Origin of the sequence: Rhodanobacter sp. FW102-FHT14D06, from assembly GCF_043950705.1 — a bacterium.
In the GTDB taxonomy this organism is placed as follows: domain Bacteria; phylum Pseudomonadota; class Gammaproteobacteria; order Xanthomonadales; family Rhodanobacteraceae; genus Rhodanobacter.
Genome location: NZ_CP170722.1, coordinates 1,083,257 through 1,095,666 on the forward strand (window position 1 = coordinate 1,083,257; position 12,410 = coordinate 1,095,666).

13 protein-coding genes are annotated in these 12,410 nt (G+C 70.0%); 8 read left to right on the forward strand and 5 right to left on the reverse strand.

From position 1 onward, the window contains the following. Positions 1 to 66 precede the first annotated feature (66 nt). From ACFCQI_RS05150 to ACFCQI_RS05160, 3 genes are read right to left on the reverse strand one after another with little or no spacing between them, the layout of a single operon-like run. Entirely contained in the window at positions 67 to 1,320 is a 1,254-nt protein-coding gene (locus ACFCQI_RS05150) for a heme biosynthesis HemY N-terminal domain-containing protein (protein ID WP_395120310.1), read from the reverse strand. Next, positions 1,317 to 2,498: a uroporphyrinogen-III C-methyltransferase gene (locus tag ACFCQI_RS05155; RefSeq protein ID WP_395120311.1), complete on the reverse strand. Its 1,182-nt coding sequence runs from the start codon at positions 2,496 to 2,498 to the stop codon at positions 1,317 to 1,319. The genes ACFCQI_RS05150 and ACFCQI_RS05155 overlap by 4 nt, the downstream gene beginning before the upstream one ends. Before the next feature lie 59 nt (positions 2,499 to 2,557). Further along, positions 2,558 to 3,349, reverse strand: a complete 792-nt coding sequence (locus tag ACFCQI_RS05160) for a uroporphyrinogen-III synthase (protein WP_395120312.1) — start codon at positions 3,347 to 3,349, stop codon at positions 2,558 to 2,560. Between the two features lie 58 nt (positions 3,350 to 3,407). Between ACFCQI_RS05160 and ACFCQI_RS05165 the strand changes: the two genes are divergently transcribed. From ACFCQI_RS05165 to ACFCQI_RS05175, 3 genes are all read left to right on the forward strand, one after another. Further along, a complete protein-coding gene (locus tag ACFCQI_RS05165; RefSeq protein ID WP_395120313.1) occupies positions 3,408 to 3,893 on the forward strand; it encodes a YiiD C-terminal domain-containing protein in 486 nt (161 codons plus the stop codon). Between the two features lie 41 nt (positions 3,894 to 3,934). Continuing rightward, positions 3,935 to 4,348, forward strand: a complete 414-nt coding sequence (locus ACFCQI_RS05170; protein ID WP_395120314.1) for a hypothetical protein — start codon at positions 3,935 to 3,937, stop codon at positions 4,346 to 4,348. Positions 4,349 to 4,432: 84 nt separating this feature from the next. Beyond that, the gene (locus ACFCQI_RS05175; protein WP_395120315.1) at positions 4,433 to 4,879 is read left to right on the forward strand and encodes a rhodanese-like domain-containing protein; all 447 of its coding nucleotides are present in this window, start codon (positions 4,433 to 4,435) and stop codon (positions 4,877 to 4,879) included. Between the two features lie 77 nt (positions 4,880 to 4,956). Here ACFCQI_RS05175 and ACFCQI_RS05180 read toward each other — a convergent pair whose 3' ends face one another. Beyond that, positions 4,957 to 6,018 carry a 2Fe-2S iron-sulfur cluster-binding protein gene (locus tag ACFCQI_RS05180; protein ID WP_395121261.1) on the reverse strand — a complete coding sequence of 354 codons (1,062 nt, stop codon included), beginning with the start codon at positions 6,016 to 6,018 and terminating at the stop codon, positions 4,957 to 4,959. Between the two features lie 245 nt (positions 6,019 to 6,263). On the opposite strand from ACFCQI_RS05180, the gene ACFCQI_RS05185 reads away from it, so the two are divergent. From ACFCQI_RS05185 to ACFCQI_RS05200, 4 genes are all read left to right on the forward strand, one after another. Beyond that, positions 6,264 to 6,704 (forward strand): hotdog fold thioesterase, encoded by a 441-nt coding sequence (locus ACFCQI_RS05185; RefSeq protein WP_395120316.1) that lies wholly within the window; start codon positions 6,264 to 6,266, stop codon positions 6,702 to 6,704. Between the two features lie 178 nt (positions 6,705 to 6,882). Continuing rightward, entirely contained in the window at positions 6,883 to 7,839 is a 957-nt protein-coding gene (locus tag ACFCQI_RS05190; protein WP_395121263.1) for a serine/threonine protein kinase, read from the forward strand. Positions 7,840 to 7,944: 105 nt separating this feature from the next. Then, entirely contained in the window at positions 7,945 to 8,379 is a 435-nt protein-coding gene (locus ACFCQI_RS05195; protein ID WP_395120317.1) for a hypothetical protein, read from the forward strand. A gap of 57 nt (positions 8,380 to 8,436) precedes the next feature. Beyond that, positions 8,437 to 9,609 carry a class I SAM-dependent rRNA methyltransferase gene (locus ACFCQI_RS05200; protein WP_395120318.1) on the forward strand — a complete coding sequence of 391 codons (1,173 nt, stop codon included), beginning with the start codon at positions 8,437 to 8,439 and terminating at the stop codon, positions 9,607 to 9,609. 37 nt (positions 9,610 to 9,646) lie between these two features. On the opposite strand, the gene ACFCQI_RS05205 is transcribed toward ACFCQI_RS05200, so the two are convergent. Next, a complete protein-coding gene (locus ACFCQI_RS05205) occupies positions 9,647 to 10,840 on the reverse strand; it encodes an NAD(P)/FAD-dependent oxidoreductase (protein ID WP_395120319.1) in 1,194 nt (397 codons plus the stop codon). 125 nt (positions 10,841 to 10,965) lie between these two features. Here ACFCQI_RS05205 and rmuC point away from each other — a divergent pair, with 125 nt between their 5' ends. Next, the gene (rmuC, locus tag ACFCQI_RS05210; protein WP_395120320.1) at positions 10,966 to 12,408 is read left to right on the forward strand and encodes a DNA recombination protein RmuC; all 1,443 of its coding nucleotides are present in this window, start codon (positions 10,966 to 10,968) and stop codon (positions 12,406 to 12,408) included. Positions 12,409 to 12,410 lie beyond the last annotated feature (2 nt).

Below are 12,410 nucleotides of genomic sequence, written 5' to 3' on the forward strand. Positions count from 1 at the left end.
CGAAAGGAAGTTCGCGTGTGGAAATCGGGAGGCCGGGGACGACCTGAGCGGGCCACTGGCCGAGGTTCAGCTGCGCAACCTCGGCACGCCGTGCTGGTCGCGCTCCTCCACCGCAATGACGGTGGTGTCGATGGCGCCGCCGGTGCGGCTGCGGGTGTCGCGCACGGCTTCGCCGCGGGTCATCGCCAGTGCGTTGCGATAACAGCGCTGCGCTTCGGCAGCGTCGCCCTGACCGGCGAACGTGTCGCCGAGGGCTTCCCACGCACCGGCGACGGGCTCCAGCGCCAGCGAGCGTTCGAGGTACTGGCGGGCCTTGCCCCACAGTTTCAGGCGCAGGCACATGCGGCCCAGGGCGAGCAGCAGGTGGGCGTCGTTCGGGTGGACGTCGAGCCAGGCTTCGGCGCGGCGCAGGCGCGGTTCGAGATCGTCGCCGGCAAGCAGGCCCCAGGTCTCGATCAGGCGCGGCGACCATTCACGGCGCAGTGCCGACTCCAGTTCGTCCATCGCCGGCAGCATCAGTCCGAAGAACGCGGCGCGGCGCGCATAGGCGTCGACCACGGTCGGCGGGCGGCGCTGTGCTTTCGGCAACTGCGACCACAGCGTGTTCAGCGCGGCGCCATCCGGCGCGGCCTGCAAGGTATCGGCCAGGATCTGCGTTTCCAGTGCCGCGTACGCGCGACTGCCGAGCGCGCCGCTCTTCTGCAGCGGCTCCAGCGCGGTGCGCGCGCGGCGCAGATCGCCGCTTTCGCGAGCCGCCTGCGCCAGCTCGCGCCAACCGCCGGGAGTGAGCGTGCCCTTGTCCGCTTCCGGCGCCAGCAGCGCCAGCGCTTCGGCCGGCTTGCCCTCGCGCCGCAGCAGGCGGGCGCGCAACACGCGGGCCGCCTGCGGAACGTATTGCGAAGCCCGATCGAGCGACTCCAGCGCGCGGGCGGACTCGCCGCGGCGCGACGCGGCTTCGGCGGCGGCGAGCAGGGCCGGGCCGCGCAGGCTTTCCAGCCGCGAGGCGCGATTGAGGTCGCGCTCGGCGTCGCCGTGGCGGCCTTCGATCAGTGCCACCAGACCTTCGCCCAGGCGCTGCTGGCTGAGCCGGCGATGGCGCCGCGAGAGTGCGCCGAACGGCCAGCGCAGCAGGCTCCACGCCAGGCTGAGCACGGCCCAGGCGAGCAGCCACAGCACCACCGCGGCAATCACCGTGGTCTCGACGCGCCAGCCGCGCATGCGCAGCAGGACGTAGCCCGGGTCTTCGGCCACCCAGTGCCAGCCGAACGCGGCCACGGCCGCCACGATGACCAGCAGCAACAGCCAGCGCCACAGCCTCATGGCTGCACTCCACCCCGGCGTGCCGCCGGAACGGCGGGCTTCGCCGCGGACTGGGCCGGCGCGGGCGCAAGCGCGTGCACCGCGCGCAGGTTGCGCAACTCGCGCAAGGCCGCACCCAGTTCCACCGCGCTGTCGGCAGGTCGTTGCTCCTGCAGCTTCTTCAGCGCGGCGCGGGCTTGCTGCACCGAATTCGCGTCGCCATCGAACTGGCTCGTCAGGCTGGCCTGCACCCGCTGCAATGCCGCGGCATAGGCGATGCCGTCGTGGGCGAGCAGATCGGCCTGCGCCTGCGCCAGGTCGAGCGCGGCCAGCTCGCGCGCGAAGCGGGCATCAGCCACCGCCAGCGGCGCACCGTTGTCGCGACGCACGCTGACCACGCTGCCGAGCGCGCGGCGGATGCGCGACCAGACGTCGGTGGCCTGCGCGGCGGCGGGGGTGTCGAGTGGCTTCAGCGGCAGTTCGCCGATCGTGCCGCGCAGCGCCTGCAACTGCTGCAGCAGCCCGGCCTGGTCGGTCGGCTGGCTCTTCAGCAGGGCTTCGCGCTCGGCCTGGATATCCTGGCGCACGCCACTGAAGGCGCCGTCATTGACCGCCGCCAAGGTCTGGTCGGCCAGCTCGTAGGCGGCAGCGGCCGCTGGTGCGTCGTGGAACAGGCGATAGCGCTCGGCGCCCATGCGCAGCAGCGAGTCGGTTTCGTCCAGCAGCATGGCGTCGTGGCCGGAGAGGCTCTTCTCCGCCAGCTTGGCCACGGCATCTTCCAGGTTGCGGATGCGCTCGCTCTGGCCCAGCAATTCTTCGCGCAGCGACCGGTTGACTGCCGCCGCGTCGTCCACGCGCTGATCGAGGCTGGCACGCTGGTCGGCCAGCGCACCCACGCGTGATTCGATGCCCTCTGCGCGCTGCTGCAAGGCCGCCATGCCCTGGCGGTCGGCGTTGCTGCCGCGCTGCTGTTGCCATTGCTGCCAGCCGACCCATGCGGCGGCGGCCAGCGCCAGCAGCGACAGGATCAGGGCGAATGCCAAGGTGCCGCCACCACGTGACTGCGGCGCGCGGCCGGCGGGCGCCGGGCGCGAGCGCGGCGGGTCGACGATCACCGGATCGGGCTGCACGTCCCGCGACGAGGCCGGGGTCCTGGCTGCCGCGGCGAGCGGCTCGGTGGGTTCATCTGGCTGGCTCATGGCTCGCATGCTAGCAGGCCATACGCCTGCGTTCGTAGCGCCTGCGCGTGAAGAGCGCCTCAACGCGCGGCAGCGGCCAGCATGTCGTCGGCCAGCGCCGAGGCCGCCTGCACGACGCGACGAAACCCGGCCGCACGCGCGGCCGCGGCCAGCCGTTCGCTGCTCACCACGGCGGTGGCGGCACACAGGCGCTGCCGCGCCGGCGGGGGCAGCAAGCTGCAGAGGTTGTGCAGCGCCTCCTGGCTGGACAGCAGCACGCGCGCCGAACGCGGCAGTACCTGCAGCGCCGCGGTGTGGCGGCGATCGAGCCGCGGCGGCACGCGACGATAGACTTGCACTTCGTGCAGGCATGCACCGCGTGCGGCGAGTTCGCGGCGCAGCACGCCGCGGCCACCCGGCGCGCCGATCAGCGCCACGCGGCGATCGCGCAATGCCTGCAATGCCGGATGCGCGAGCAGGCCTTCGCTGTCCTGCTGGTCAGAACACAGCGGCTGCTTCACCCCATGCCGGCGCAGCGCACGCGCAGTGCCCTGCCCCACCGCCAGCACGGTCGACCGCGTGCGCAGCGCAACGAGCGCCGCTGCGTGATGCACGGCCGCGGGGCTGGTGAAGATCACCAGTTCGTCGGCGAGCGCCTCGCGCAGCTGCGCACGCACGGCCGCCGGATCGTCCGCTGCGCGCAGCGCCAGGCCGGGCAGCGACAACGGCACGCCACCGAGCGCGCGCACGCGACGCGACAAGGCCGCAGCGGTGCCCACCGGGCGGGTGATGACGAGCACCCGGGCGCGCAAGGCGCCGACTCTCGTCAGGGCCTGCGGGTGCGTTCGCGTGTCGGGTCGATGGTCCGGCATGGCTGCAGTGTAGCGGCGGCCCTACACTGTGGAGTTTTCCCCCACCTCATCGAGCCACGTGGATACCCTTTCCGACAACGATGACGCGCAGCGCCTGATCCGGTTCATCCGCGATGAAATCCCGCTGGCCCGCGCAATGGACCTGCGATTGCAGCACCACGACGCCGACATGCTGAGTCTGTGCGCGCCGTTGCCGCCGAATGTCAACGACAAGGGCTGCGCGTTCGGCGGCAGCCTGGTCAGCCTGATGACGCTGAGCGGCTGGGCACTGGTTGAACTGGCGCTGCGCCGGCGCGGCATCGACTGCGACGTGTTCGTCGCCGAATCCGGCGTGCGCTACCTCGCGCCGCTGTGGCAGGACTTCTGCAGCGAGGCGCGGCTCGCGCCCGACGCACGGTGGGACACCTTCTTCGACACGCTGGCCGCGCGCGGACGTGCCCGCATCGCGGTCGAATGCATCGTTCCCGGCACCGACGGCCAGCCCGCGGCCACACTGGCAGCGCGTTTCGTGGCCAAGCGGCGCGAGCCGACCCTGCCGGCTTGAATGAGGCAGAATGGCCCGGCCACCGCCAAGGAGAACCATCCATGCGCCGTATCCCGCAGCTCCTGCTGGTGTTGTCGCTCCTGCTGCTGGCCGCCTGCGCCACGCAGGAACGCAGCCGCTCGCTGACCACCACCTTGTCGGCCTATGCCGGCACGCTGCGCTGGGGCGATTTCGCCAGTGCCGCGCAATTCATCGACCCGAAGATCCGTGCCGAACACCCGCTGAGCGAACTGGACCGCGCGCGCTACAAGCAGGTACGCGTCACCGAGTACGACGACGGCAGCGGCCCGGTGCCGCTCGGCCCGACCGAGGTGCAGCAGACGGTGCGGATCAGCGTGGTCAACATCCACACCCAGGCCGAGCGCAGCGTGATCGACCGCCAGACCTGGCGTTACGACGAGCAGACCAGGCATTGGTGGCTGACCAGCGGGCTGCCGGACATCACCCGCGAATGAGCGCAGGCGCCGGCTGCCGCACGCAACCCGTATAATCGCGGGTTTACCCGAACCGGCGCCGCGCGGTGCGCCGATGGACTGACGATGAACGATTTCCTGCACCAGCTGCCTGCCTTTGTCGGCAACCATGTCGCCCTGTCGGTGCTGTTCGTGATCCTGCTGGTGGCCTTGCTGGTCATCCAGGCGCGGATCATGTTCAGCAAGATCAAGGAACTGAGCCCGGCCGCGCTCACCGGCCTGATCAACCGCGACAATCCCCTGCTGATCGACCTGTCCGCGCTGGCGGACTTCGAGAAGATGCACGTGCCCGGTGCGAAGCATGTGGCAATGAGCCAGTTCGACCCGGAAAAGAAGGATCTCGCCGCCGCGAAGTCCCTGCCGGTCGTGCTGATGGACAAGGACGGTCGCGGCAATGCGGCCAAGGCCGCGCAGCGCCTGCTCAAGGCCGGCTTCGAGCACGTGCACACCCTCGGCGGCGGCGTGCTGGCCTGGCACGCGGCGCAGTTGCCGGTGGCCAAAGGCAACAAGTAGCAGGAGCGAGTGGAGAGGAGCGAGAAGTGAGAGAAAGCGGGGTTGTCCTCTCTTTTCTCACTCCTCTTCACCCGCCTCTAGCCATCATGGATGCCGGCGCGGCTGGCGATGATCTGCGCCAGCACGTCGGGCGCGTATTCGAACGAGTCGTAGTAGAGCCGATCCTCCGGCAGGCCGGCGGCGAGGAAGTTCGGGTGCGCAGCGTCGATCATCGCCGGCGGGCCGCTCATGTAGAGGTCGTGACCCGACAGGTCGGGCCAGTCGGCCAGCACTGCCTCATGCACGAGGCCCGTGCGCAGGCCGTCGGCGCGCGCGGCGTCGGACACCACCGGATGGAAGTCGAGGCCGGGCACCTCGCGCGCCCACTGCGCGGCCAGCTCGCGCAGGTACAACTCGTCGGCGCTGCGTGCGCCCCAGTAGAGCCGGATCGGGCGGCGCGTGCCCAGCGCGATGAAGTGCTCGATGATTGCCTTGACCGGCGCGAAGCCGGTACCGCCGGCCATGAAGATCATCGGCCGTTCGGAATCCTCGCGCGGCACGAAGGTGCCCAGCGGCCCCTCCACGCGCAGGCGGTCGCCGACCTGCAGGGCATCGTTGACCCATGAAGTGAAGCCGCCGCCGGCGACGTGACGAACGTGCAGTTCGAGGCTGCCGTCCGGCTGCGGCCGGTTGGCGATCGAGAACGGCCGATGCCGGCCGTCTTCCAGCACCACGTCCAAATACTGGCCGGGCAGCCGGCGCAGGCGCCGTTCGCCGCGTTCGGGGCGCAGGCGCACGCCGATCACGTCGGGGGCCAGGCGCCACTTGTCGACCACTTCCACCCCCAGCTGGCGCCGCACGATGTCCTCCACCGAGGGCACTTCGCGCGCCTCCAGCAGCAGGTCGGTGACCGGCACGGCCTGGCACAAGAGCACCGCGTGATGGGCCACCGCATCGGCGCTCAGCGCCAGCGGCGGGTTGCGCGGGTATTCGCAACGACCCTGCAGCACGGTGGCCTTGCAACTGCCGCAGACGCCGGCGCGGCAGGAATACGGCAACGCCACGCCCGCGCGCTGCGCCGCTTCCAGCACGGTCTCGCCGATGGCCACGGGGAACTGCCGGCCGGAGGATTTCAGGGTAACGATGGGCACCGGCAGCATTGTCGCCGTGAACGCGACAGACAACAATGCGGGCTCGGAGCCTGTCGGGCTTTGGTCGGCCGGGCTGCAAATCCGGCTGCGCGAGGCCAGATCTTCGACGGTTCGCCGCCCCATGGTGGTTCCATGGGGCAAGAATCGACGAAGCGCTTCACAACAGCGAAGCTGGCCAAATATGGACCGCACAGCCGGATTTGCAGCCCGGCCGACCAAAGTCCGGCAGGCTCCTCACCGCAAGGGAATCAACGATGAGCCTCTGGAAACAACCTACCGACCTGGCCCGCCTCAACGGCTGGAGCGCCAACACGATGATGGAGACGCTGGGCATCCGCATCACCGCGGTCGGCGACGACTGGCTGCAAGGCACCATGCCGGTCGACGCGCGCACCCACCAGCCCTACGGCCTGCTGCACGGCGGCGCCTCGGTGGCGCTGGCCGAGACCCTGGGCAGCACCGCGGCGATGCTTACGCTGGACCCGGACCAGGAGCTGGCGGTGGGCCTGGACATCAACGCCAACCACATCCGCGGCGTGCGCTCGGGCACCGTCACCGGCACCGCCAGGGTGCTGCACATCGGCCGCACCACCCAGGTGTGGGAGATCCGCATCGAGAACGAGGACGGCGCGCTGGTGTGCATCTCGCGCATCACCATGGCGGTGATCGCCGCGCGCGGCATGGGCACCAGATAATGCGACCTGCTCCCGATGACTCTCATTGGAGCATCGTCATTCCCGCGAGAGCGGGAGACGCTTTTTCAACAGACCAATGTCTGGTCATCCGCTGTCTTTTACCTCGTGAACCCATGGATTCCCGCTTTCGCGGGAATGACGACCGGTGCGCACCGGTGAGATCGGCACTCCCGCCGACATGACCGCCGACGCGCCCTACGCCAGCCTCACCCCCGACCTGGTGCTCGATGCCGTGAGCGCCTGCGGGTTGTGGCCGGACGGACGCCTGCTGGCGCTGAACAGTTACGAGAACCGGGTCTGGCAGGTGGGCCTGGAAGACTCGCCGCCGGTGATCGCGAAGTTCTACCGGCCCGGCCGCTGGAGCGATGCGGCGATCATCGAGGAGCACACGTTCGCGCAGGAGCTGGCCGAGGCCGAATTGCCGGTGGTCGCGCCGTTGGCATTCGACGGCCGCACCCTGCTGCTGCACGGCGGCTTCCGTTACGCGCTGACGCCGCGCCGCGGCGGCCGCGCACCCGAACTGGAAGCCGTCGACCAGCTGCAGTGGCTGGGCCGGCTGATCGCGCGCATGCACGTGGTCGGCGCGCGTGCGCCGTTCGTCCACCGCGGCCGGCTCGATCGCGACACCATGGTGCAGCAGCCGCTGTGCTCGGTGCTCGACTCGTCGCTGCTGCCGACCTCGCTGCAGGGGAACTACCGCGCGGCAGCGACTCGCCTGGATGCCGCCATCGCCGCGCGCCTGGAGGCGGTCGGTCCGGTGCGCCAGCTGCGCCTGCACGGCGACTGCCACCCCGGCAACGTGCTGTGGACCGACGCCGGACCGCATTTCGTCGACCTCGACGACGCCCGCACCGGCCCGGCGGTGCAGGACTTGTGGATGCTGGCCAACGACGAGCGCGCGATGGATGCCGTGCTCGAAGGCTACCGCCAGTTCCGCGATTTCGACGACGGCGAACTGGCGCTGATCCCGGCACTGCGCGCGATGCGCCAGCTGCACTACGCCGGCTGGATCGCCGCACGCTGGCACGATCCGGCGTTTCCTGCCGCGTTCCCCTTCGTCGCCGAATCGCGCTGGTGGGACCAGCACGTCGCCGACCTGCATGAACTGGCCGACGAGCTCGGCGCCCCCTCGTAGGCGCCCGCTCGCGGGCGATGCGGTTCCCGGATTCGGGATGCAGCAGGAACATCGCCCGCGAGCGGGCTCCTACAATCCAACGACTTGCTTTCAGGAGTTTCTTGCATGCGCACCACCTTGTTCCGCCTGATCGGCGTCCTCGAAATCGCCGGCGGCCTGTACGGCGTGGCGGCGATGCTGCGGCGGCTGTTGCCGTTCGGCGCGCATGACGGCGTGATCGCCCTGATCGGCCTGGTGCTGTACGGTTTCGTGCTCGCCGCCGGCGTCCAGCTGGTGGCCGGCACCGAGCATGGCGTGCGGCTGTCGCGCTGGGCGCAGTTGCTGCAATTGCCGCTGATCGCCCTGCCGGTGTTCAGCTACGGCCTGCACTGCGGCGCCTTCATCAACGTGTTTGCCACCCTGCAGGCCACGCCGCGGCTGGGACTGGACTGGCACCTCGGCAGCCAGGGTTTCGTGCTCGCGGTCGCCGGCCCGTCGGTGTCGCGCCTGGGCATCAACCTGCTCGCCCTGCTCTCCTGGCTGGTGCTGCGCCTGCGCTGACGCCTGGCTCCCTCCCTGCAAAGCGGGGGGAGCAACAGGGGCCGCTATCATGCGCGGATGAATACGCCCGCAGCGCTTCCCGTCATCCGCCTGAAATCCGATCGTGCTCCCGGCCACCCGTGGGTATGGTCGGCACAACTGCACAAGCCCGAGTCAAAGCTGCCGCCGGGCAGCGTGGTCGAGGTGCAGGATGCGAAGGGGCGTTTCGTCGGCTGTGCATTCTGGAACGGCCATGCGCGCATTGCCCTTCGCCTGCTGGACACGCATCCGGATGCCGTGATCGACGCCGACTGGATCGCCGCGCGCATCGCCCGCGCGGTGCAGCTGCGCCGCGAGTGGCTGCAGCTCGACGAGGTCAGCGATGCCTGGCGCGTGGTGCACAGCGAAGGCGACGACCTTTCCGGCCTGATCGTCGATCGCTACGCCAACGTCATCGTCATCGAATACTTCGCTGCCGGCATGTGGCGTTTTCGCGAAGCGATCCACGCCGCCCTGCTCACCCACTTCCCCGGCGCGCAGCTGTACTGGTTCGCCGAGTCGCACGTGCAGAAGCAGGAGTCGTTCGACTGTCGCAGCCCCGAGGTGCCGGCGCCGTTCGAGGTGCACGAACACGGCCTGCGCTTCCACGCCGCGCCGGGGCTCGGCCACAAGACCGGCTTCTTCGCCGACCAGCGCGACAACCGCAAGCGCTTCGCCGAGCTGGCGAAAGGCCGCCGCGTGCTCGACCTGTGCTGCAACGCCGGCGGCTTCGCCGTGCACGCGATGGCCGGCGGTGCGCGCGAGGCGGTCGGCGTGGATCTGGACGCGGGCATCCTGGAAGTCGCCCGCGCGAATGCGGAAGCGAACCAGGTCGCGGTGACGTTCGAGCAATCCGACATCTTCGACTGGGTGCGCGCCGCCGTCGCGCGCGGCGAGAAGTACGACGCGGTGATCCTCGACCCGGCCAAGCTCACCCGCGACCGCAGCAAGGTGATGGACGCGCTGAAGAAGTACTTCGCGATGAACCGCATGGCGCTGGACATCATCCCGTCCGGCGGCCTGCTGCTGACCTGCTCGTGCACCGGCCTGGTCGGCGAAGGCGAGTTCCTGGAGATGCTGCGCCGGGTGGCGCTCAACGCCGGCCGCACGATCCAGGTGCTGGAAGTGCGCGGCGCCGGCGCCGACCACCCGTTCCGCACCGACGTGCCGGAAGGGCGCTACCTGAAGGCAGTGTTCTGCCGGGTGGATTGAGGGATTCCGGCTTTTTTCTGCAACAACGCGGCGCGGGTCAGGATTTGCGCGGCAGCCGGCCGCGCAACGAGGCGGCGTCGAACGGGCCGGGCTCGGCGATCAGCGCGCGCGCCGCGTCCACCTGGTCCCACGTGTTCCACAGCAGCACGCCGCGCACGCGCCCACCGTCGAGGTAATACACCACGCCTTCGCGGTTCGGTTCGCGCCAGTCCTCGACCACCTCCAGCCGCGTATCGAGCAGGCCCACCGCCTCGTAACCCAGGTCGAACAGGTCGGAGTAGAAGAACGGCTGGGTGACGTACTCTTCCGCGATCCCGGCCATCGCGCGGCCGGCGAGCCGGCCCATGCCGACGGCGGCGTCCTCGTGCTCCACGCGCATCCGGCGATCCAGGCTCACGCTGTGGAAATTGGCCACGTCGCCGGCGGCCCAGATGTCCGGATCGCTGGTGCGCAGCTGCGCATCGACCAGGATGCCGTTGTCCACCGCCAGCCCCGCCTGTTCGGCCAGCGCGACGTTCGGCGTCACGCCGATGCCGGCCACGGCGGCCTCCACGCGCAGCAACGTGCCGTCGGACAGGCTCAGCTCCACGCCGCCATCCGTGGGATTGCTGCCGGTGACCTGCGCGCCGGGTCGCACGTCCACGCCATGGCGCGCAAAGTAGTCGGTGATGAAACGCGCCAGTCCCTCGGGATAACGTCCTGCCCCCAGCAGCTCGCCGGGAAACAGCAGGCTGACCTTGCAACCCAGCGCGGCCAGCGAGGCAGCCAGTTCGCAGCCGATGAAGCCGCCGCCGATCACCGCGATGTACGCGCCGGGCTGCGCGAAACCGTGCAGCGCCTGGTAATCCGCCAGCATGCGGTAATGGATCAGCCGCTTGCCGCCCTCGAACGGCAGCTGCCGCGGCGTGGCACCGGTGGCCAGCAGCAGGCGGCGATAGCGGTAGGTGTCGCCGCGGTCGTCGCGCGCGACGCGGGTGGCGCGGTCGAGCGATTCGATCCGCCGGCCGAGATGCAGGGTGGCGCCGCTGGCCGCGGTGGCCAGGTCGACGTCGGCGGGCGACTTGTCGCCCTTCCACAGCCCCTTGCTGAGCGGCGGGCGCTGGTACGGCGCCGAGGTCTCGTCGCCGACCAGGCCGACGTCGGCCGCCGGATCGACCTCGCGGATCGCCTTGGCGGCCGCATCGGCGGCCATGCCTGCGCCGATGATCAGGTAATCGTGGACATGTTCCATGACCTTCTCCTTGAACAAGCACTCCGCCCATCATGCACCACGCCCGCCATTCCAGCGTGAAACGCCGGCGCAGGCCATGAGACGGCTCGACGTACACTGGATGCATCGAACCCGGGAAACGTTCCATGCCACTCAACGAGATCCTGCAGATCGTCCTCGTCATCCTGCTTGTGCTGGTGCTGCTGTTGCAGCTCGTCACGCTGCTGCGCGGCCGCGACGGCGCGGGCGTGAGCGCAAAACTGGATGCACTGAAGGACGACAGTGCCCGGGTCGAGCGCACCCTGCGCGAGGAGCAACGCGCCGGTCGGGAGGAGTTGCAACAGGGTTTCGACCGTTTCCGCGGCCATGTGGGGGAGCAGCTCGGCGGCATGTCGCAGCAGCAGGCCGAGCGCATCGAGGGCTTCGGCCAGCGCCTGGCTGCGCTCACCGACGGCACCAGCCAGGGTCTGCAGACCCTGGCGCAGCAACTCGCGGAGGACGCGCGCAAGAGCCGCGCGGAGACCACGCTCGCGCTCAACCGCTTCGGCGAACAGCAGCAGCAGCGCCTCGCCGCACTCAGCGCCGAACACGAGAAGCGCATGGGCGAGGTGCGCGCCACGCTGGAGGCCAAGCTCGGCGCGATCCAGCAGGACAACGCGGCCAAGCTGGAGCAGATGCGCGCCACCGTGGACGAGAAGCTGCACGCCACGCTGGAAAATCGCCTCGGCGAATCGTTCAAGCTGGTCTCCGAGCGGCTGGAGGCGGTGCAGCGCGGCCTTGGCGAGATGCAGGGCCTGGCCGTCGGCGTGGGCGACCTCAAGCGCGTGCTGGGCAACGTGAAGACCCGCGGCGTGCTGGGCGAGACCCAGCTCGGCGCGCTGCTCGAACAGCTGCTGACGCCCGACCAGTACGCGGTCAACGTGGCCGTCGCACCCAACTCAGACGCGCGGGTGGAGTACGCCATCCACATGCCCAACGGCGTCGATGGCGCCGCGCTGTGGTTGCCGATCGACGCGAAGTTTCCACTCGAGGACTACCAGCGCCTGCAGGAAGCCCACGAGAACGCCAATGCCGCGGCCGCCGCCGATGCCGCCAACGCGCTGGAACGGCGCGTGCGCGAGGAGGCCAAGCGCATCCGCAGCAAATACGTGGTGCCGCCGCATACGGTGGATTTCGCCATCCTGTTCCTGCCGACCGAAGGCCTGTTCGCCGAAGTGCTGCGGCGGCCGGGCCTGTTCGAGTCGCTGCAGCGCGAACACCACATCACCGTGGCCGGACCGACCACGCTGGCGGCGATCCTGACCAGCCTCAAGGCCGGTTTCCGCACGCTGGCGATCGAGAAGCGCAGCAGCGAGGTGTGGCAGCTGCTGGGTGCGGTCAAGACCGAGTTCGGCAAGTTCGGCGCCGTGCTGGACAAGGTCAAGAAGAATCTGGACCAGGCCAGCAACCAGATCGATGCGACGGGCGTGCGCACGCGCGCGATCGAACGCAGGCTGCGCGGCGTCGAAACACTGCCCGGCGAGGTCAGCCAGCAACTTCTCGATACCGCCCCCGCCACGGAGGACGGCGACGAACCGGCGGCCGACTGAGC

Coding starts and splice junctions, on each gene's coding strand:
- ACFCQI_RS05150 (WP_395120310.1), bottom strand. CDS start 1,320: ATGAGGCTGTGGCGCTGGCTGTTGCTGCTGGTCATCGTGGCGGCCGTG.
- ACFCQI_RS05195 (WP_395120317.1), top strand. CDS start 7,945: ATGCGCACCACCTTGTTCCGCCTGATCGGCGTCCTCGAAATCGCCGGC.
- ACFCQI_RS05160 (WP_395120312.1), bottom strand. CDS start 3,349: ATGCCGGACCATCGACCCGACACGCGAACGCACCCGCAGGCCCTGACG.
- ACFCQI_RS05170 (WP_395120314.1), top strand. CDS start 3,935: ATGCGCCGTATCCCGCAGCTCCTGCTGGTGTTGTCGCTCCTGCTGCTG.
- ACFCQI_RS05155 (WP_395120311.1), bottom strand. CDS start 2,498: ATGAGCCAGCCAGATGAACCCACCGAGCCGCTCGCCGCGGCAGCCAGG.
- rmuC (WP_395120320.1), top strand. CDS start 10,966: ATGCCACTCAACGAGATCCTGCAGATCGTCCTCGTCATCCTGCTTGTG.
- ACFCQI_RS05175 (WP_395120315.1), top strand. CDS start 4,433: ATGAACGATTTCCTGCACCAGCTGCCTGCCTTTGTCGGCAACCATGTC.
- ACFCQI_RS05205 (WP_395120319.1), bottom strand. CDS start 10,840: ATGGAACATGTCCACGATTACCTGATCATCGGCGCAGGCATGGCCGCC.
- ACFCQI_RS05180 (WP_395121261.1), bottom strand. CDS start 6,018: ATGCTGCCGGTGCCCATCGTTACCCTGAAATCCTCCGGCCGGCAGTTC.
- ACFCQI_RS05190 (WP_395121263.1), top strand. CDS start 6,883: ATGACCGCCGACGCGCCCTACGCCAGCCTCACCCCCGACCTGGTGCTC.
- ACFCQI_RS05185 (WP_395120316.1), top strand. CDS start 6,264: ATGAGCCTCTGGAAACAACCTACCGACCTGGCCCGCCTCAACGGCTGG.
- ACFCQI_RS05200 (WP_395120318.1), top strand. CDS start 8,437: ATGAATACGCCCGCAGCGCTTCCCGTCATCCGCCTGAAATCCGATCGT.